Origin of the sequence: Exiguobacterium sp. s64, assembly GCF_018618035.1 — a bacterium.
GTDB lineage: Bacteria > Bacillota > Bacilli > Exiguobacteriales > Exiguobacteriaceae > Exiguobacterium > Exiguobacterium mexicanum_A.
The window spans coordinates 587,770-607,871 of the sequence record NZ_JACSLH010000001.1 but is presented as its reverse complement, the minus strand read 5'-3'; the positions used below and the strand labels follow the sequence as shown (position 1 = coordinate 607,871).

At 52.1% G+C, this 20,102-nt stretch carries 22 protein-coding genes; 4 read left to right on the top strand and 18 right to left on the bottom strand.

The genetic code is table 11. The annotated features are described in order from the left end of the window. Positions 1-7 precede the first annotated feature (7 nt). The 5 genes from KNP64_RS03145 to KNP64_RS03125 form a co-directional block, all read right to left on the bottom strand. Positions 8-1,117: an NAD(P)/FAD-dependent oxidoreductase gene (locus KNP64_RS03145; protein ID WP_214791415.1), complete on the bottom strand. Its 1,110-nt coding sequence runs from the start codon at positions 1,115-1,117 to the stop codon at positions 8-10. Positions 1,118-1,197: 80 nt separating this feature from the next. Then, positions 1,198-1,932: a Bax inhibitor-1/YccA family protein gene (locus KNP64_RS03140; RefSeq protein ID WP_214752847.1), complete on the bottom strand. Its 735-nt coding sequence runs from the start codon at positions 1,930-1,932 to the stop codon at positions 1,198-1,200. Positions 1,933-1,958: 26 nt separating this feature from the next. Beyond that, a complete protein-coding gene (locus tag KNP64_RS03135; protein WP_214763969.1) occupies positions 1,959-2,483 on the bottom strand; it encodes a type 1 glutamine amidotransferase domain-containing protein in 525 nt (174 codons plus the stop codon). Positions 2,484-2,588: 105 nt separating this feature from the next. Further along, positions 2,589-3,500 carry an NAD(P)-dependent alcohol dehydrogenase gene (locus tag KNP64_RS03130; protein WP_214791417.1) on the bottom strand — a complete coding sequence of 304 codons (912 nt, stop codon included), beginning with the start codon at positions 3,498-3,500 and terminating at the stop codon, positions 2,589-2,591. A 104-nt stretch (positions 3,501-3,604) separates the two neighbouring features. Further along, complete coding sequence (locus tag KNP64_RS03125; protein ID WP_138859493.1) at positions 3,605-3,886, bottom strand: hypothetical protein; 282 nt, start codon at positions 3,884-3,886, stop codon at positions 3,605-3,607. A gap of 172 nt (positions 3,887-4,058) precedes the next feature. On the opposite strand from KNP64_RS03125, the gene KNP64_RS03120 reads away from it, so the two are divergent. The 3 genes from KNP64_RS03120 (at position 4,059) to KNP64_RS03110 (ending at position 6,155) form a co-directional block, all read left to right on the top strand. Then, on the top strand, positions 4,059-4,730 hold the full coding sequence (locus KNP64_RS03120; RefSeq protein WP_214791419.1) for a Type 1 glutamine amidotransferase-like domain-containing protein: 672 nt from the start codon (positions 4,059-4,061) through the stop codon (positions 4,728-4,730). Positions 4,731-4,884: 154 nt separating this feature from the next. After that, positions 4,885-5,679, top strand: coding sequence for a thymidylate synthase (locus KNP64_RS03115; protein WP_034777438.1), 795 nt, complete (start codon positions 4,885-4,887; stop codon positions 5,677-5,679). Beyond that, complete coding sequence (locus tag KNP64_RS03110) at positions 5,676-6,155, top strand: dihydrofolate reductase (RefSeq protein WP_214791421.1); 480 nt, start codon at positions 5,676-5,678, stop codon at positions 6,153-6,155. The genes KNP64_RS03115 and KNP64_RS03110 overlap by 4 nt, the downstream gene beginning before the upstream one ends. A 15-nt stretch (positions 6,156-6,170) precedes the next feature. On the opposite strand, the gene KNP64_RS03105 is transcribed toward KNP64_RS03110, so the two are convergent. From KNP64_RS03105 to KNP64_RS03080, 6 genes are all read right to left on the bottom strand, one after another. After that, positions 6,171-7,661 (bottom strand): GGDEF domain-containing protein, encoded by a 1,491-nt coding sequence (locus KNP64_RS03105; protein WP_214791423.1) that lies wholly within the window; start codon positions 7,659-7,661, stop codon positions 6,171-6,173. A 169-nt stretch (positions 7,662-7,830) separates the two neighbouring features. Beyond that, complete coding sequence (fumC, locus tag KNP64_RS03100) at positions 7,831-9,231, bottom strand: class II fumarate hydratase (protein ID WP_034777433.1); 1,401 nt, start codon at positions 9,229-9,231, stop codon at positions 7,831-7,833. A gap of 106 nt (positions 9,232-9,337) precedes the next feature. Further along, positions 9,338-9,727: a reverse transcriptase-like protein gene (locus tag KNP64_RS03095; RefSeq protein ID WP_214763966.1), complete on the bottom strand. Its 390-nt coding sequence runs from the start codon at positions 9,725-9,727 to the stop codon at positions 9,338-9,340. Beyond that, complete coding sequence (locus tag KNP64_RS03090; protein WP_214791425.1) at positions 9,708-10,490, bottom strand: 5'-3' exonuclease; 783 nt, start codon at positions 10,488-10,490, stop codon at positions 9,708-9,710. The genes KNP64_RS03095 and KNP64_RS03090 overlap by 20 nt, the downstream gene beginning before the upstream one ends. Further along, on the bottom strand, positions 10,490-11,419 hold the full coding sequence (locus KNP64_RS03085) for a CobW family GTP-binding protein (RefSeq protein ID WP_214791427.1): 930 nt from the start codon (positions 11,417-11,419) through the stop codon (positions 10,490-10,492). Before KNP64_RS03085 ends, KNP64_RS03090 begins: the two co-directional genes overlap by 1 nt. 15 nt (positions 11,420-11,434) lie before the next feature. Beyond that, positions 11,435-12,613: a DNA-binding protein gene (locus KNP64_RS03080; RefSeq protein ID WP_214791429.1), complete on the bottom strand. Its 1,179-nt coding sequence runs from the start codon at positions 12,611-12,613 to the stop codon at positions 11,435-11,437. A gap of 156 nt (positions 12,614-12,769) precedes the next feature. On the opposite strand from KNP64_RS03080, the gene KNP64_RS03075 reads away from it, so the two are divergent. Further along, positions 12,770-13,282, top strand: coding sequence for a hypothetical protein (locus KNP64_RS03075; protein ID WP_138859499.1), 513 nt, complete (start codon positions 12,770-12,772; stop codon positions 13,280-13,282). 42 nt (positions 13,283-13,324) lie between these two features. Here KNP64_RS03075 and hfq read toward each other — a convergent pair whose 3' ends face one another. From hfq to KNP64_RS03040, 7 genes are all read right to left on the bottom strand, one after another. Then, the gene (hfq, locus tag KNP64_RS03070; RefSeq protein ID WP_021067304.1) at positions 13,325-13,573 is read right to left on the bottom strand and encodes an RNA chaperone Hfq; all 249 of its coding nucleotides are present in this window, start codon (positions 13,571-13,573) and stop codon (positions 13,325-13,327) included. 12 nt (positions 13,574-13,585) lie between these two features. Then, complete coding sequence (gene miaA / locus KNP64_RS03065; RefSeq protein ID WP_214791431.1) at positions 13,586-14,536, bottom strand: tRNA (adenosine(37)-N6)-dimethylallyltransferase MiaA; 951 nt, start codon at positions 14,534-14,536, stop codon at positions 13,586-13,588. A 237-nt stretch (positions 14,537-14,773) separates the two neighbouring features. Beyond that, complete coding sequence (locus tag KNP64_RS03060; protein WP_214791433.1) at positions 14,774-15,367, bottom strand: AmiS/UreI family transporter; 594 nt, start codon at positions 15,365-15,367, stop codon at positions 14,774-14,776. 111 nt (positions 15,368-15,478) lie between these two features. Then, positions 15,479-16,339 (bottom strand): PPK2 family polyphosphate kinase, encoded by an 861-nt coding sequence (locus KNP64_RS03055; RefSeq protein WP_214791435.1) that lies wholly within the window; start codon positions 16,337-16,339, stop codon positions 15,479-15,481. 118 nt (positions 16,340-16,457) lie between these two features. Beyond that, positions 16,458-17,987 (bottom strand): M4 family metallopeptidase, encoded by a 1,530-nt coding sequence (locus KNP64_RS03050; protein WP_214791437.1) that lies wholly within the window; start codon positions 17,985-17,987, stop codon positions 16,458-16,460. A 179-nt stretch (positions 17,988-18,166) separates the two neighbouring features. Continuing rightward, positions 18,167-19,165, bottom strand: coding sequence for an ABC transporter permease (locus tag KNP64_RS03045; RefSeq protein WP_214763961.1), 999 nt, complete (start codon positions 19,163-19,165; stop codon positions 18,167-18,169). Then, positions 19,158-20,078, bottom strand: a complete 921-nt coding sequence (locus tag KNP64_RS03040; RefSeq protein WP_214791790.1) for an ABC transporter ATP-binding protein — start codon at positions 20,076-20,078, stop codon at positions 19,158-19,160. The genes KNP64_RS03045 and KNP64_RS03040 overlap by 8 nt, the downstream gene beginning before the upstream one ends. Positions 20,079-20,102 lie beyond the last annotated feature (24 nt).

The window sequence follows — 20,102 nt, the reverse complement described above, 5'->3', positions numbered from 1 at the left end:
TGTTTTCTCATGTCAGATAGATGAAATCTTCAATCGGATAAAGCGACATATCGAGCTCGCAGTCCCCTGTCAGAACGAGATCGGCGAGCACTTTCCCGATGAACGGGCCGACCGTCAAACCGGACGAGCCGAGACCGTTCGCGACGAGCAACTGCTCCGCTCCCGGCACGCGGCCAAGAATCGGGATCGAGTTCGGCGTGACCGGACGGAAGCCGACACGCGTCTCAATCAGTTCGGCCTCAGCTAGTCCTGGGGCCGATTCTAGCCCTTTCGAAAGCACTTCATGAATCCCGATCGCCGTCGGCCGTGCGTCGAACGCCTTGTCCCGTTCGTGCGTCGAGCCGATGACGATTCGTCCTTCTTCAAATCCGAGCAAATAGCGGCGCCGCGGCGGCATGACGACCGGCCAGTCGGACGCGTCCGTATCCGGCAGTTGCACGTGCACGATTTGCGCCTTTTCCCCGGCGACACGGGCCGTGTACCCGATCGGTTCCATCAACTCGGGCAACCACGCCCCGCAGGCGAGTACGATTTCATCCGCCTCAAAGCGGATACCATCACATTCGACATGATAGCCGTCCGCTTCAACGAGCACGGCCGAACCGTCAACCAAGGTCACGCCGCGTTTTACGGCGACCCGTTCGAGCGCCGCTCTTAACTTCTCCCCATCGACGCGTGCCCCTCCTTCGACGAGAAGGGCGTCATATTCGTCCGAGAGCGGCGGGAACAGCGCTCTCGCTTCTTCTGCCGTCATCCGGGTCAAATCGCCGATTTCCGGGGCTTCTTCACGGCGTAGCGCCGTCCGCTCTTGCATCTCGTTCAATTTTTTGTCTTCGTGCAAGGCGAGCGTCCCGACGCGTTTATAGCCGGTCTCCGTCTCACCTTCTCGCTTCAAATCGTCCACGACGGTCGCGTAGTAGTGAGCGCCCCCTTTGGCGAGCGCGTACCACGCCTTGTTCCGGCGCTGGGCGATCCACGGGCAGACGATGCCTGCTGCCGCGTCAGTCGCACGGCCCTTCTCTTTACGGTCGATGACGGTGACGTCGGCTTTCCCGGCCAGATGGTACGCGGTCGAGATGCCGACGATTCCTGATCCAATCACAATCACTTTTTTCATAACAGTAGCGCCATCATCGGTTTGATGACGGCTTCACATCCTTTCCTTTCATAAAAAATCACCGGCCCGAAGGCCGATGATCAGTCGCGCATGGCGAGGCGATACAGTAAATCAAGAATTTCAATATAGAGCCAGATGAGCGTCACAATCAACCCGAACGCCGCGACCCATTCGAGCTCTTTCGGAGCCCGGCTCTCGACTTGACGAGCGATATAGTCGAAATCAAGCACGAGCGCGAGTGAGGCGATGATGACAATTACAAATTGCACGCCGATGGCAAGCGGTGACGAGCCCGTCATGAACGGGAGTCCTGAACCAAAGAAGCTCATCCCGATTTGAACGAGATAAAGCAACATGACCGTAAAGATCGCGGCCGTGACACCGGCGCGGAACTTTTGCGTCACTTTGACGAGACCCGTCGAGTAGACGAACCACATCGCGAACGCGACGATGAACGTCGTCAAGACGGCACGGCCGACGATGCCCGGAAGCATCGCTTCGAAGAAGTACGAGATCAACCCGACGAACACCCCTTCGACAATACCATACAATGGCGCGACGACAGGTGCCGTTCTCGGTTTGAACGTGATGACGAGTGCTAAGACCAAGCCGAGGATGAGCGAGCCGATCATGAGCGGGAACAATAACGCCTCACCGATTGTCGGCACGAGCATCCACGTCGTCCCGGCGGCTGCCGTGACGAGCAAGAGCAGCGTGAACACTTTCGACCACGTACCGGCTTTCGTCATCGGCGTGGCGCTATAAGCTGTTGTCTCCATTGATTTACGGAGAACTGGATTCGATTTAAGTCTCAACTGTCGTTAACCCCTTTATTCTATTTTCAGTTCTTGGCCATGACTTTAATGAATTCCCGCATATAGTCAGGCAGGTCAGGCGGACGGCGGCTCGAGACGATATGACCGTCGACGACGACCGGCTCATCGTGCCAAATCGCACCCGCGTTTTCCATATCATCTTTAATACCCGGTGTGCTCGTGACGTTGACACCATCAAGAATCTTCGCTGAAATCAATACCCAGCCAGCGTGACAGATTTGACCGATTGGCCGTTTCTCGTCATGCATATAGCGGACGAACCCTTTCACCGAATCGAAGCGGCGCAACAAGTCGGGTGACCAGCCACCTGGGACGAGGATAGCGTCGTATGATGAGATGTCGACGTCATCGAACGCGATGTCCGATTTGGCTGGAACGCCGTACTTACCGATATAGGCGTGATCCGCCTTCTCGCCGGCGAGGGTGACGTTTGCGCCTTCCTCGCGTAACCGATGGACCGGATACCATAATTCTAAGTCTTCAAAGTCGTCACTGACGATTTGCAGGACATTCTTACCTTGTAATTGCATCGAATCCCTCCCTTTATTTGTCTTTCACAAGTATACCCTATAAGACACGTGGCGAAAACAGGGACGATTGACGAAACGCACGTCGCTTAACTTGAATCAATTTGCTTATGTCACGGTCACAATCACATTTCCAGCCTTTCCTCCGGCATCAACGTATCGGTGCACCGCGACGATGTCCTCGAGCGGATAAACCGAATCGATGACGGCCTTTAACCGGCCGGGTTCAAACAGATCGTTCAGGAAAGTCAAATCCTCTTTCCGTTCACTCGCAGGTCCTTGTCCGGCGACAGAACTGAATTTCCCGTGTTCGGCGACATGCTTCCGGGCCAACCGCTTATCGATTTTCCCGGCCGCTTCGAACACAGCGTCGTATGTGGTCAGTTTCTCGTCGTAGTTAGGCTTCGTGTAATCGACCACGACGTCCGCGCCGAGACTTCTGACGAGTTCGAAGTTCCGTTCTCGACAGACTGCCGTTACGCGAGCCCCGTAATAGTTCGCGATTTGAACGGCCATCGAACCGACTGCCCCGGCAGCCCCATAAATCAATACGATCTTCGCTTGTTCGATGTTCACTTTACGCAAAAAGTGAAGAGTCGTCGTTCCGCCAAACGGCAAGCTGGCTGCTTCGACAAAACTAGCGTTGTTCGGCATGCGTTCGACACATTTATTCGCTTTGACACACGCATATTCAGCGTAGCCGCCGAACCGCACCCCGGTCAGCGCATAGACACGGTCACCGACCTTGAAGTCTTCAACGCGACTACCCGTCTCGACGATCTCCCCTGCCAAGACGACACCAAGAATCGGTTGGCGCGGCGCCTTGAAACCGACGATGACTCGCATCGGGAGCTTACCTAGAGCCGGTACATCAAGAGCCCGTAATCGAAGGTCGCCGGAATGGACGGCAGAGGTGTGAACTTTGATTAACAACTCATCCGATTTTGGCACAGGCTTGTCGACCTCTCGGAGCTGCAACACGTCAGGTGGCCCATATCCGGTACAAATCACTGCTCTCATCGTAACCCTCCTCTTAAGACGTGCAGTAGTTACTAATGAATTCACCGTCTCAATAAAACAAAACTAGATGGAAAAGTCATCTGGTTCCTGGAATGAGTTTTTCATCAAACAAGCTGAGGAATAAGAATGACCGCCAACAGAAAAACGGAAGTGATTTTTACTTTGTTACGATTCAATGCGAAAGGAAGCAGGAATAACCCAAGAAAAGTAATGGCAAGGGCGATAAGTCCATGGATGAAGTACCCTTCAGTGGATGCGATTGGGATGCTGATCACCTGAATGGTTGGATTTAAGAAAAAGCCCATCGTTTCAAAAACAAGATTTCCGATTAGGCCAAGGCTCAGTAAGCATACGGATAATAAGAAAATTAATGATTGCTTCTTCACGATAATCCTCCTTTTGAACGTACATCAATCAACATGACAAGGTAGACTCGTTTGTCTTCTTCATTATAAACAATCACATATTATTTATGGAAAAAATTTCAACCAGTTCGGTTACAATGAGATTGATTCTAATCAATTTATTGAAAGAACTTTCATACGAAGGAGGCTCACTATGAAGACGTGCTACTATCTTGGATGGTTCAACGATTTTTTCCCAACTCATTTGGCAGATGCCTTGTCACGAGACGTGACAAATCGGCATTCCCTCGTAATGATCAGCTCGGACCCTGCCTCAACTGCGGAAAATGGTGTTATCGAGCTATCGTGGTTACAGGAAGCCGGCATCTTGTTCAACGACTATCACGTAATCAATTATGAAACGGGCCGAACTAATGCAAAACATCTTCTTAAAGTAGCTTCGATGATCTTCTTGTTAGATGGGGACACCGTCAAGCAAAATCAGTTCATACATGAATATGACCTAATCCAATCGATTCAACAAAGCGAGGCCATCGTCATAGGCGCTAGTGCAGGCGCAATCAATATGTCTTTGTCTTGGTTATGCCCGCCATACATGGGTTATGAGGTTTCAACCCCAACGATTTTCCAGGGCGTGGCCCTCAACGATTTTTCGGTGCTCTCCCACTTCGATCTCGAACATCACATGCACATCGTCAAGCAAGAGCTCGCCCTCTTATCCGAAGAATTACCAATCTATTTGTCGAACAAAGATTGTGCACTTCGTGTTCAAGGTGATCAAGTCGATATCTTCGGAGACGTTTATTTGTACGCGAATCGAAACATAACGAAGCTACCTGAGACCACATCTTTCCATACAGATTAGTCCCTCCCATTACGATATGGTTTCATGTTAAATCCGAGATAATTATCGCTTGCAAAATCTGTATGTAGAAATCGAAACGTTATGTCGTCAATATATTGTGTTATAATGAGTGCGACTTTTTGTAAATTTTTGAACGAGAAAGGGGACTTCCCACATGAAACAATACCATGATTTATGCACCCATATCCTCGAGAACGGGGTCGTCAAAGAAGACCGCACCGGGACCGGGACGACGAGCGTGTTCGGCTACCAGATGCGTTTCAACCTTCAGGACGGGTTCCCCCTGATCACGACGAAGAAATTACATACGCGCTCCATCATCCATGAACTGCTCTGGTTCATCACCGGCGACACGAACGTCAAATACCTTCAAGACAATGGGGTTCGTATTTGGAACGAGTGGGCCGATGAGGACGGTAATCTCGGTCCTGTCTACGGGGCGCAGTGGCGCTCGTTTCCGAAACCAGACGGCACGACTGTCGACCAGCTCGCGCAAGTAATCGAGCAAATCAAAACGAACCCTGACTCGCGCCGACTCATCGTCTCGGCCTGGAATCCAGGGCAACTTGAAGACATGGCGTTGCCGCCGTGCCATCTCATGTTCCAGTTTTACGTCGCGGACGGAAAATTGTCGTGCCAGCTCTATCAACGAAGCGCTGACACGTTCCTCGGTGTCCCGTTCAATATCGCGTCTTACGCTTTGCTCACGCATATGGTCGCCCATGTGACCGGGCTTGAAGTCGGAGACTTCGTCCATACGCTCGGCGACGCCCACATTTACCATAACCACCTCGAACAAGTGAAGCTGCAATTGACGCGTGAGACCCGACCGCTCCCGACATTGAACATCCTGCGTGACGTGTCATCCATCGAGGACTTCCGGTTTGAAGACTTCGAGATTGTCGGCTATGACCCTCATCCACACATTAAAGGAGAAGTGAGCGTATGATCATCCATGTCGTCGCCATCGGGAGCAATCGGGAAATCGGGAAAGATAACGCCTTGTTGTGGCGTCTGCCCGATGACTTGAAGCAATTCAAAGCCATCACGACGGGTCAAACGGTCGTCATGGGACGAAAGACGTTTGAATCGATTGGTCGGCCGCTGCCGAATCGACGCAATTTCGTCGTCACGTCGGACCGCACCTTCTCGGCTGAAGGTGTCGATGTGTGGCACGACCTCGAGTCGCTTAAAGACGAGACGACAGACCTTTATATCATCGGTGGCGCGACGCTCTATGAGCAGACGCTTTCGATAACGGACCGGTTCTTCGTCACCGAGGTCGATGGCACGTTCGAGGCGGACACGTTTTATCCGTCCCTTCCGGACGGTCTGATCGTGACGAACGAACAGTTTCATCCGGCCGACGAACGGCATGCCTATAGCTTCACATTCCGTCAATATGACAAAAGGGACATCGACTGAGTCGACGTCCCTTTTTTAATCGGGTAATTTTTCGAGCCATTGCTCGATTTTTTCAGTGATCGTGTCCTGATGGTCCTGCTCGGCCAAGTCATCATACAGCGCCCCGAGCTCGAGCGCGGTTCGTTTCGATACGGCCAAGATATGGCTGTACTTGCCGCGTTGCTCTTTGACGGCTGATAAGGTCCCTCTCGTCTCGTTCGTGCCCGAGTCATCGAGAATAAACATTTCCATATGATCGTTACAGGCGTAACGATCGTATGGGCGATAGATGACCTCGTAACGTCGATGTTGTTTCGGCAACTGTTCGGCGAGCATGGCGTACTTCTCCGGGCTCATCGTCACGTAAGCGAGCCGCTTCTCCTCCCGGACCGCCGTCGAATAACGGATGATTCGATTGCGCCCGTCACGTTTCGCTTTATAGAGCGCCTCATCGGCGTACGCACACCACTCGCCGAGCGTCATTCCGGTCTGACAGACGCGCGTATAGCCGATGGACACCGTCACGTGATGTTCGTATGTGAACGTCATCTCCTCAATGCGGCTGCGGACCCGTTCGAGCACCGCATCGACGACGTGGCGCTCGGACACGTTCAAGATGATGAGGAACTCTTCCCCGCCGTAACGAATCAACTCGTCACTCGAGCGGATGGCGAGACGGACTTCCTCGGCGACGCGATGCAACACCTCGTCCCCGTAAGCATGACCGAACGTATCGTTCAACTGTTTGAAATGATCGATGTCGAGCAGGGCGAGCGTGAAGCTCTCACCGGAGCGCTCAAGTCGGGACATGAAACGGCTAAACGTTGCTTTCAAATATTTTCGGTTGAACGCGCCTGTCAATTCATCGACGAGGAGCGCGTTCGAGACGAGACGAGCCTTCTCGATATGATGTCCGAGACGAACGAGCCGTTCTTCCATCGGTACCCATTCCTCCCAATAGTCATCGAAGCCGTAAGAATAGGCGGCGAGGCGATAATGTTCATTCGTGCCGATCACGATGAGCGGGACATACAGCTTCTTCATCTTGCTGACGAACGATTGAATCGACCGCTCCGGGAAGCGGGCCCACAACTCGACGTCCATGATGATGGCTTTCGGGACATCTTCATAGTCATATTCGACGGCCTCTTCTAACGTCTGCAAGAAGACAGGACGCGCCCCGAGCTTTTCGACGCGCGGTTTATACCGGCTATACGTAGAAAAACTGTTAGCTAAAACAAGGACGAGATCCTCGTCTTCCTGCTCGATGCCTAAGACGGTATGGATATAACGTTTCACTGGGGCAATCAAAGCCATCGCCTCCGCTTGCGTCAAGACCGGTGGCAATTCACGAACATCAGACTCGACACGACTGAAAATCTCAAGCAAGTGCATCAAGCGGCGACGCTTCACTTCTTGCTTCATCCAATCTAATAAAAACTCGATCTCTGATGTTTGAATCTGTCTCGCGCTCGTGATTTGCGTCAAAATAGTATGTATACGATCTGTGAGTTGCTGCTGCTTCATTCCCGACCCCCCAGTTTCGTTCTCCCCGATATGTTCTTCTGTCTATGATTATGCGACTTTATCCACGAAAATACAACTATTTACTTATTTTCTGCCCATTGTTTGACAGTAAGATAGTGCTTATGACCCATTACATCATGAAAAAGAGCGGTCATCGACCGCTCTTTTCTTATTTTCCAACTTTTAGGTTAGGAGATGTCATCTCTTCTGGACGAATCCATTCGTCAAACTGCTCTTCTGTCAATAGTCCTGTCTCTAGCGCCGCTTCTTTTAAAGAGGTCCCATTCTTATGTGCTAGTTTTGCGATTTTAGCCGCATTCTCGTAGCCGATATGCGGGTTGAGCGCTGTCACGAGCATGAGCGAACGATCAACGTTGTGCGCGATGACGTCCAAGTCTGGTTCGATGCCGACGGCGCAATGCACGTCGAACGAATGAAGACTGTCCGTCAATAAGCGGCACGTCTGGAGGAAGTTGTACATGATGACGGGTTTGAACACGTTTAACTCGAAGTTTCCTTGGCTCGCCCCGAATCCAATCGTCGCATCATTGCCGAGCACTTGGGCCGCGACCATCGTCAACGCCTCACTCTGAGTCGGGTTCACTTTACCAGGCATGATCGAGCTGCCCGGTTCGTTCTCCGGAATCAAGATCTCACCGATACCGGCACGCGGGCCAGAAGCGAGCCAACGGACGTCGTTGGCAATCTTCATCGCATCCATGGCGAGCGCTTTCAAGGCACCGTGTGTGAACACGAGCTGATCGTGGCTCGTGAGCGCATGGAACTTGTTGACGGCCGTGATAAAACGTTTTCCGGTCTCTTGCGAGATCTTCTCGGCCACGACTTCTCCGAACCGTGGATGAGCATTGATCCCCGTCCCGACTGCCGTCCCGCCGAGGGCGAGCTCTGTCAACGGTTCGAGCGTACGCTCAATCATCTGTTTCGACAGCTCGAGCATCCGGACCCAACCACTGATCTCTTGACCGAGCGTGACTGGCGTCGCGTCTTGCAAGTGCGTCCGACCGATCTTGACGATGTCCATGAATGACTCGGCCTTCTTCGCGAGCGTCGCGTGGAGCGCCTCGATTGACGGCAACACATGGTCCTCAACCGCGAGGATGGCGGCGATGTGCATCGCCGTCGGATATGTGTCGTTCGAGCTCTGCGACTTGTTGACGTCGTCGTTCGGATGAATCGTGAGCGTTTGACCACGCTCTTTCAACTTATCATTCGCCAAATGGGCGATGACTTCGTTGACGTTCATGTTCGACTGTGTCCCTGAACCCGTTTGCCAGACGACGAGTGGAAACTCGGCGTCATGTTTCCCGGCGACGATCTCATCGGCGACTTCGGCGATGACGTCGGCTTTCGCTTGCTCCAACACACCGAGCTCGGCGTTGGCGAGTGCGGCACCTTTTTTCAAAATCGCGAAGGCATGCACGACCTCGAGCGGCATCTTTTCCGTGCCGATTTTAAAGTTCTCTAGACTGCGCTGTGTTTGGGCTCCCCATTTGGCTGAAGCCGGAACGTTGATTTCCCCCATCGTGTCCCGTTCGATCCGATATTCCATGAAAATTCCCCCTCTTTTTTTGACTACGCTTTCATTTTATCGAAACTTTTGCAAAAAAGAAATCATTCCCCTGCAATTGACAAAAAGTCGGGCAAAAGCCCGACTCTCATCCGATCAACAATGCCTGTTTCGCCACGTCATGGGCCCGGTTCTCTGCCCGCGGGATCCATTTGATGAACTTGTTTGGCAATTCGTCATACAGCGTCAGCGCCTTGACGAACAAAGGACGCACCGCTTGGTCTTTTAAGAACCTCTGCTCGAGCGCCCGCACGACCGTCTCGGCGTCCGAATAGAACATGAACGTCGATTCGTCCGTGAGCGTATGCGCTTGTTCGAGGGCGAACGCGAGCGCTGCGAGTTCGGCCTGAACGCTCGTCAGCCCGACACGTTTGGCGATGTACGTGGATACGGTGCCGTCCGTTGTCTTAATCCAGACACCAAGACCGTTCTCACCCGCCTCTTGGTTCGTCGCCGCATCAAAATAAATGTGAACCAAAGCGATACGCCTCCCAATCCGTTTCGATCGGTGCATGGATATCGATGAGCGAGAGACGTTTCGACAAGAGCGCCACTTCTTCTTGCCCGTCGAGCTTCTTCGCAAACTTCCGATGCGCCTCTTGGAGTGCTTCTTGTCTCAAGATGTCATACAGCGCTTCAACCGTGTCGTATGACTGGACAAGAATCGTCGCCGTCTTTGGTCCGATGCCGCGGACGCCTGGAATATTGTCCGAGGCATCACCTTGGAGCGCTTTCACATCGACGAACTGTCCGGGCCGTATTCCATAAGTCGTCTCGAATATGTCCTGGTTCATCATCATCTCTTCCCCCTTTTTCGGGACGATTTGAAACACGTTCGGGGAAAGCAGCTGATGCAAATCACGGTCTGACGAATACATATACGATTCACCCGGGAACGCGGTCGCGACGGCTCCGATCAAATCGTCGGCCTCATATCCGGCGAGCTCGGACTGAAAAATGCCGCGCTCGCTCAACGCTGCCCGCAACTTGACGTAATCGTGGAACAACGGTTCCGGTAAGCCGGTACGAGTCGCTTTATAGTCCGAAAACAGGGCGTAACGATGCGTCGTCTCGCGTGGTCCGTCCCAAAAGAAGGCGATATGTGTGAAGTCGTTCGTCCACCCGTCAACTTTACGGAGCAGTCCTTTCAACGTCACATCGGGATCGAGCGCCCGACGACGCTCTGTGGCAAAATAATAACGCGACAGGAGGTTAAACCCATCGATTAACATCAATTTCATCATTCATCCACCTCACAAGCTTGTAATCCGCGCGCTAGCGCGTCTCGATCGAGATTCTTCCCGATCCAGACGAAGACGGAACGCGAGTCGTCGCTCGGTTCGTTGGCGAACGTCGCCCCCATCAGTTGATTTGTCGCTTGGACGACGAATTTTGATGTTTCTCCGTCTAAACGGACAATCGCCTTCAAGCGATAGACATCGTCCTCATAGTGCATGAGCACCTCGCGTACGTATTGCGTGACACGTTCCCGACGTAGTGGGACGTCGGTCGTGAGCGTCACGGCCCGTAGTGAAGAGACGGACGTGTGCCCTGCTGTCAGTCGACCGAGGAGTTGTTCGTCGACTCGTGAAAGCTGGAACGTATTTTCCGTCAAGTCATAGTCCCCTAGCGTTTGGACCGTCTCAATGACCCGAACGGTCGGATTTAGTGCTTTAATCCGTTCATGCGCTTGTTCGAGCGTGACGTCATCGACGAGGTCGATTTTGTTCATCAGAATCACATCTGCATAGGCGATTTGATGGATTCCTTCTATAAACAATTCGCGGTCCATTTGACTAGCGTCGACGACCGTCAAAATCGCCGTCAGCTTGAACCGTGTCCGTAAGTAATCATCGTAATAGATCGTCTGGATGATCGGTGCCGGATCGGCGACACCAGTTGTCTCGATGACGATGCGGTCAAATGTATCTTTGGACGCAAGCTGATAGAACGTCTTACTCAAATCGCTTTGAATCGAGCAACAGATGCAACCGTTCGATAACTCGATCTGTTCTTGGTCCATCTTGACGATCAACTGTTCGTCGATATTGACTGAGCCAAGCTCGTTGACGATGACGAGCAATCGCTCGTCCGTCGCTTCTAGCAAGCGATTCATATAGGTCGTTTTTCCGGCGCCTAAAAAACCGGTCACCAATTGCACGGGAATCATGTACTGCACCTCACCTTATAAATTTTCGTGGACCCGCGCCCACTTCTCATAACGGGCATCCAACAAGTCGATCAGATGGAGCATCCATCCTTCCGTCGTGACCGGTAACACGCTCGAGCCCCACTCGCGCTTGCCGTGGTGGGACAAAATCATATGCCAAATCCGGTGATGGACGTCGAGCGGAAGTGTGACGCCGGCAGCTTGTTGACTCTTCTCGAACAACAGTCCGCCGTACGGCATGTGTCCGATCAAGCTTCCCATCGGGTTGATGGAGATCCCGGTCGTCCCACTCGTGCCGCTGACCGAGAACAGTTGCTCAAACCGGTTCGGGGACGATAGCAAGTGACTGTACTCGAACAACTTACCGATATCATGGAACAAAATCCCGAGCGCGAGCTCGTCCCAACGGAGTGGCTCTTTCAACTCGGCGATGGCCTCACAGGCCGCGTAAAGCGACTCGAACGTGCCGCGGAACGCCTGTTCAACTTTTACACCGTTCATCGTATTCCAAACGTCTACTTTGTGCAACTGCTCGGCTTCTTTGATGACCCGGAACGCCATCGCCAAATGGTCGTCTTGTTCTTGGAACCGATAACCAAGTCGAAGCATACAGACCGTGTGCTTCAAGAGGCCGCCGACATAGTTATGATGATGATACAGTGCGGCCGGTGCGAGAACGAAATCGTCCCAATAGCGGTCGAGCAGTGACATCGCGATCGCTTGATAGTCTGGCGAGAGCGTCGACAGAATCGCGAACAGCTCGTCGGCGTATTGTTCCATCGTCTCGTCTCCAGGAAGACCTGGCAACAACGATACCGCTTCGTCCCGGGCAATCGGTTTGGCCCGGTCGATCGTAATCGATTTGGCGCCGTCCGGTTTTGGGTAGACGTCGATTTTCCCTTCGAGCTCGATGACGCCTGACTCGTAAATCGGCAACAATTGATCTTCATTGCCGCGCAACCACTGCTTGGCACGGATGAGTCCGCTCGAGGTCGTCAAATTGAGCTGTAACCATTTCGCCCCGGATTTGCCTTCTCGAACTTCGACCGTACTGACGAGCGCTTTCGTCTGAACCGGTGTTCCGTCTGTCAGGTCCGATAGCCGTGTCGCCGACTTCTCTACGGTCGGAAGTTGGAACCGTGTTCGGTCGAATCCGCCCCCTGCAATTGGATCAATCTGTTGGTAATAGTTCATGTGCAATGCCCTCCTTCTTCTCTTTGCCCATTGTATCGTGTTTTCCGCTTCGAGGCGAACATACTTTCGTTATAGGTCCAGAAGTTTCCTGAATTATATTGAAAGCGCTTACTATAATTGTTACGATAAAGGCAGTTAGATAAAGGGGGAACTCACATGATTTCATTGGTAGATACGTATGAACGGTTGATCGCAACAGGGGAAGCGACACGTTACGCCACTACGCATTCGACAATCGCAAGCATTTTACAGGCATCGACTTGCCCGGTCTCGCATCAAGAGCTCGTCACGGCGGTCTCGGGGCATGCCGGTAACCCATATACGCCAGACCAACTCGTCGACTCGGTCATCGAGCATGAAATGAAAGGGGCGATGGCCGTCCTGCTCGTCGCCGGTTATCCGATCCAAACACCGCTCGCAAAAGCCGTCGTCTTATCGGCGTTCGCACGCACGAACCGGATGAACATCGAGAAACTGAAAGAACTCGGTCATGCTGACTTGCTCGTGCGGATTCAATCGGCAGAACGATCTTGGAAGCGGACATATACCCACTTGTATCGGTCGGCACCGACACAGCTCTGTGACCAGCTCGACTCACTGCTCGGCGGTTGCGCCGTCCATCGTGTAATTGAAGCACTCGATCTCGACCCGAACGTCAAAACGGCATAAAAAAAGAGCGGTCCCCGGGCCGCCCTTTTTTTATGCCTTGAATTATCCTTCTGTCACTTCGACCGCTTCCGGTTCGAACAACGTGACGTTCCGCGCTGGTGAGAACGTTGAAATCGCATGTTTATAGATCAACTGTTGGCGCCCTTCTGATTCGACGATGACCGTGAAGTTGTCAAACGATTTGATGACTCCCCGAATTTGAAATCCGCTGACTAAAAAGACGGTCGTCGGCACCATTTCTTTACGTAATTGATTCAAAAAATGGTCTTGGATGTTATAGCTAGCCTTCATGTTGCATTCCCCCTAGTCTATGTCTCTTTCAAATAATCGGAATTTTCGAAAAAACTCCTCAACTTCATCATAAATATTTTGATACGATAGTTCAAATGATTTTCTTCCCATATCAACCCAAATCCCATCAAATTGATGACGGAACCATGTTAATTGACGCTTCGCGAATTTGCGCGTGTGCTGTTTGAGCGTCTCGGTCATCTGCTCTCGGGTCATCAATCCATCAAGATACGATACGACTTCCTTGTAACCGATGGCCCGCATTGCCTGCGTGTCCCGATAACCGGCTGCGAGCAAGCGTTCGACTTCTTCGATGAGACCCGCTTCGAGCATCAAATCGACACGAAGGTTGATACGCTCATAGAGTACGTCCCGGTCGGCGTGGAGCACAAACAATTTGTAGGCGTAATGCTGGGAGGGGAGGCTATCCATCGCTTGAGCATCCCCTTGCAGTGCGACTTCAAGAGCACGGATGACGCGGCGGACGTTATTTGGATGAATGCTCTCGGCCCGTTTTGGGTCGAGCGACTGCAGGCGGGCGTGCAGCGCTTCAGAACCATTTGTCTCCGCCTCTAACTCGAGCGATTCGCGCAATGCATGGTCGACCGGTCGCTCCGTGAACTCATAGTCATATAAGATTGCTCTAATGTAGAGACCGGTCCCACCGACTAAAATCGGCAATTTCCCGCGCGCGTAGATGTCATCGATCGCCGCCCGGGCCAACGTCTGGAATGTGGCGACGCTCATCGCCTCGTCCGGGTCACAGATATCGATTAAATGATGCGGAACCCCTTCCGCCTCCTCGACCGTCACTTTTGCCGAACCGATATCCATCCCGCGATACACTTGGACCGAGTCGCCCGATACGATTTCACCGTTGAACGCTTTCGCGAGCTCGATTCCTGTCTTCGTCTTCCCGACAGCGGTCGGTCCGACGAGGACGATGACTGGTGTTTGTTCCATACTTGTCACTCCTCAAACGAAAGACCGTTCCAAAAAGGAAACGGTCCGTTAAATTCTTCTTTTAATTGTATCATCAAACACGACCGCAAACAGCATCCATCCGCATAATAATAGTCCCATCAATAAAATTAAGCCATCACTCAGCCGTGGTCGCCTCCTTTACGTACCTCATTCCCACTTTTCACACTTTAGACACAATTGAATACGTAAAAAAAAGACGCTCACGAAGAGCGTCATTCATTGTGTCACTTCAAGAACTCGGCGGCCTCGCCACATCGTGAACCCAATGTAGAGAACCGTCGTGCCGCTCGCTGCCCACCAGATCACGTCATAGAGCGGTGTCATCAAGTTGGCCAGTCCAAACAGCGCCGGGACGATCAGTGTCAACCAAGCGAGCACGAATGCGACTCGGGCCGTCAACCCATCAATTTGGCGCCCAAGACCCATCCCTACATAGAACAGTCCCCACAGGAACGACCAGAACAACCAGGTTACGGCGCCCATCACATCGCCCATCGTGAACGAGATGGTGGCATAAAAAACGGCTGAAATCGAAACAAATAGCGAGAACCAACCGACGCCACGTCCGTCGAGGTCGAACAAAAATGTCACACCGACGTACAAATAGGTGAAAGCGAACAAATAGACGCTCGCATATCCGAACACTTCCGCCGAACTCGCCCCGATGACGAGCCACGTCGCGATGAACGTCTGCAACAGTCCTGTGAAGAGACTGAATACACCCGCACTCTTGACGTCCACTTTCCCGAATAAGACGAGGCTGTTAATGAACAGTGCCACGCCACCAAATAATAAACTAATATTCCCCACTCTCATTGCTCCTTCGTACAGATGTCTGACGTCTTATTTTATACGTCCACTGTAACGTGAATTCGTTTTCAGTGCAAGTGGGGAAATGGATGTTCACGGAGTCGACAAAGGTCACTCATTCTCGAGCGTTTCAATCGCTTCATCAATCCGGTCCTGTTCGTCCTCCGTAAATGTCGGGAATTTAGGATCGATGTCTTCAAGGACGTCAATCATAATCGTGGAGACGATATATCTGGCGTACCAGTCATCATCTGCCGGGAGCACAAACCAGGGTGCATGTTTCGACGCCGTGTTCGATAACATATCCTCAAAGATATCCTGATAATCATCCCAATGCTTTCGCTCTTCGACGTCATTAAATGAAAACTCCCAGTTCTTACTTGGATCTTTCAGTCGTTCAAGCAAGCGGTCACGCTGGACTTCTTTTGACACGTTAAAGAAAAATTTGATGACTTTGAATCCGTTCTCATCTAAATATTGTTCAAAGTCATTGATTTGGCGATAACGGACCTTCCATACCGACTCTTTGTCCTCTTCATCAGGGATGACCTCTTCCCCGAGCAGGTCATGGACGCGCGGAGCGATCACTTCTTCATAATGCGACCGGTTCAAGATGCCTACCTGCCCCCGCTCTGGCATGAGGTCGTGCATTCGCCACAAGTAATCGTGTTTCTTTTCCGTGTCCGATGGTTTTTGGAACGCGTTCGTCTTCAACCCTTGCGCGTTCAAGTTCGAAAAGATATAACTGATCGCCTCATCTTTGCCGCCGGCATCGAGCGCCTGCAAGACGACAACGATCCCTTTCTTCGATTCGGCGTACAGCTTCCAATGCAACTCTTTCAATCGCTCCACGCTCTTTGGAATCAACTCGTTTTGTAACGTCTCGTCAGATGGGCGATCTTGTATCGTGGTCGGGAAATCGCTGAGACGAATCCCATTTTTATGGTCAATGCGAAACGATTGAATGTCCATAGTTCCTCCTTAATTGCGACAAAATTTACGTACAATCCGTATTTACCCGATTCTCTCGAATAATAGCGACAAAAAATCCTTTCCGCCGAAACGGAAAGGATGTTTGAATGGACTCGGCTTAGTAGATTCCGACCGCGTCGAACGATTTCGCTGCCGCGACCGCTTGTGTACTCGTTGGACCGTACAAGTCTTTAGCTGACTGTACGACTGCTTGACGAAGGTTCGAGAAGTTCGATGTCGGTGTCAAGTAGACAGTGAGCGCGCGGTAGTAGACATCACCCATTTGCTTGACGCCGATGCCTTGAACCGATACGCCGTAGTGTGAGCCACCGCTCGCGAACAAGTAGGCCGCCTTGTTGACGATACCTGAGTTGATATGGACGCCACCGTTGTCTTGAGTCCCTGTGTAGCGGACCGAGTAGTGGTCCGGGTCACCGTTGGCCGCTGGGTTCGACATCGAACGGAGACCGTCCCCAGCCACGCCAGGCGTATAGATGTCTTCCCCGACCAACCAGTCGAAGTTCGAGCCGACACTATATTCCGCGACCGTACCGAAGATATCCGATACCGCCTCGTTGATCGCACCCGATTCATTTTGATAGATCAAACCGGCCGTGTATTCTGTAACGGCGTGTGACAATTCGTGAGCGACAACGTCGAGTGCACCAGAGAGGTACGTGAACGTTTGGCCGTCCCCGTCACCGTACACCATCTTGCTGCCATCCCAGAACGCATTGTTGTAGCTACGGCTATAGTGGACCGTCGAGTTGAGGGCCGCACCGTTGTTATCGTAACTGTTGCGTCCATAAGTGTTCTTGAAGAAGTCATACGTCTTCGTCGCGTTGACATGGGCACTGACCGCGGCCCGGTCGTACGTCGTGTTCAAGACGTTGTCAGCGTCGGCCCAGAGCGATCCAGGAAGGCGCGTCCGGTTTCCGGCGTCATACGTATAGATGCCTTTACCGCGTGTCGAGTCCTGGAGATAGTAATATGAACCGCTCTTCGTCGTCTTGAACGTTTGGCTCTGGCCAAGGACGTCGATTCCCGTGCCCGTATACGTCGTACCCGTGACGCCGTTCGTCGGTTTGGCGTGTGCCAATTGGTTGTACTTGTTCAATACTTTCCCGCTTGCCGCATCGATGAAGTACGTCCAGCGTGACGGCTCATCCGCATCAAGGATCGTCCCGGTCACTTCATACACATAGACCGCCTCTTCACCATTCGGATAGACGACGAGTTCCGCTGCCGGCTCAAGCTCGTATGCGCCTTTGTGGCCGACAAGCTCTTTATAACGAGCGACCGCTTTTTGCTCATTCAGCTTGATCGATTTATGTAATCCTTTAAGTTGTTTCGTATCATCGACGACCGTTTTCAATTGGCCATCGTTATCGACGACACCGACGACGACTCCGCCGAAGACTGGCACTCCGTCGACCGTCTGTTGTAATTTGACAACTTGTCCGACTTTGTCACGCTTCGATTCGAGCGTTTTGAATTCGCCTTTCGCTTTCGCATACTCTTTGACGATCGTCGTCGGGGCTTCGTTCGATGGTTTCGTCAACGTGCCCGACTTGAGCTCCGCCGCGCCGACGAGTTGTGGCACGAGCAAGACGCCTGCGATGAGTGATGTAGATAAAACTTTTTTCATGTGTGTTTCCCTCCTTATGTGGTGTCTCCTACTTTACATAGTTTCCCACAATGAAGGTATCCAACTATCTAATTATTTTGACAATTCAAATTATTAAGGCATTCGCCCTATTCCCACTACTTATCTAGTCATTTCAACCATGACAAAAAAAGCGTCACCACGGAAGGTGACGCCAGTCATCAATAGACATCTTTTTGTGTAAAATGGTAGAACGCATACGCGAGAGCCGCTAGCGACCAGACGAATATGACGATGAGCGAGAACGGCAACGTCATCCCCTCGATTGGTGGGGCTTGCCCCTCGAGATAGGTATGAAGACCGAAATTGACGTTGACCAAATATTTCGAGCTGTCCCAATTCGACCCGAGCGACGTGAGGAGCGGTCCTGAAATCAGGACGGCCATCATGATCCCAATCCCTGTCGCCGTGTTTTTGACGATGACCGAGATCATGAGCGCAATCGTCCCGACGGCCGCGACGACGAACCAGGATAGTCCGACCGACATGAGCAAGTATTGCCACATCGGCAGCGTATGGACGAAGTCGGTCGAGAACGTCCCGGTCGCCGAGGCTTGGAACCCTGTCAAAATCGGGGCGGTCCATCCGTCCCAGCCGAGCACGATGCCGGAGATGGCATAACTGACGAGTGCGGTGATGAAGATGAGAATCGACGTATATAGGAGCGTCGTCATCCATTTGGCGAGCAAAATCTTGAAGCGTCGGACCGGACGGGACAACAGCGTCTTAATCGTCCCGTCATTATGCTCACCGCTGACGATATCCGCCATCAAGACGATGATAAAGAGCGGCAGCACGAGCGTCGTCCCTTGCGAGAAGAAGACACGCATGAACGTTGGCGCGCCCGGGTAGTTCGGATTAATATCATTATCTAAGTAGTATTGATTCTGTTGGACCTGGAACTCCAAAATTTGACGGAACTCGTCCTGAACGTTCGCCGAGGCGAGCCGGTTTTGCGTATCGACGATCTCTTGCTGTAAATCGACACGCCAGTCGATCGTCCCTTGTTCTTCCCGCTGCTTCTCGATTTGCCGGTAGTTGGCATACGTGAACATCGAAACGAGCACAGTCAAGATGATTGAGACGACGAGGAGTCGTCGCTTCTTATGGATCTTTAAAACTTCGTTCCGAATAAGGCCAAGTATTGACGGATTAGACAATATGGTCACCCCCGGTCAATGAGATAAACAATTCTTCGAGTGTCTGGACGCGTCGTTCAAGCCCGAATAAGTCGACTCCCCGGTCAAGCAAATAGCGGTTCAAGCGGGCCGTCTCTTCAAGATTCATCGAGACGCGAATCGTGCGCTCGTCGACGACGTCGGCATGATCGATCGATTCGAATCCGCGGATGATTGGCAAGACTTCAAAACTGTCGGCCACATGGACATCGACGGTAGACGCCAACTCATGAATCAGTTCCTCGACCGTTCCGACTTTCACGATTTTCCCGCGCGACATGATGGCGACGCGGTCCGCGAGCAGTTCAATCTCGGCCAAGATGTGGCTCGAGACGAGGACGCTCAGTCCTGTTTCTTCGACGAGACGGCGGATGAAGAGTCGAAGGTCACGAATCCCCATCGGGTCCAGCCCGTTCGTCGGCTCATCGAGAATCAAGACACGGGGGTTGTTCAACATGGCCTGGGCGATGCCGAGCCGTTGCCGCATCCCGAGCGAGTAGGTCTTCACTTTATCATCGATTCGTGCCGTCAAGTCGACGAGATCGATCACTTCTTGAATCCGGGCCTCATCTACCCCGGGCAACATCCGCGCGAAGGCGTTCAAGTTCTCACGCCCGCTCATGAACTTGTACAGTTCCGGATTCTCAACGATGGCGCCGATTTGATTCATCGCCTGAACGAATTGACGTTCGACGCTGAACCCACAAATCGAGACGGTCCCGTTCGTCGGCTTAATCAAACCGACAATCATCCGAATCGTCGTCGTTTTGCCGGCCCCGTTCGGTCCTAAGAAGCCGAACACTTCACCGGGAAACACATCGAACGAGATGTCATCGATGATTGTTTTCTTACCAATTACTTTTGTCAAATGGTCTATTTTCAATGTTGGTTGCATCATCTCACCTCTCCTACATTCTAT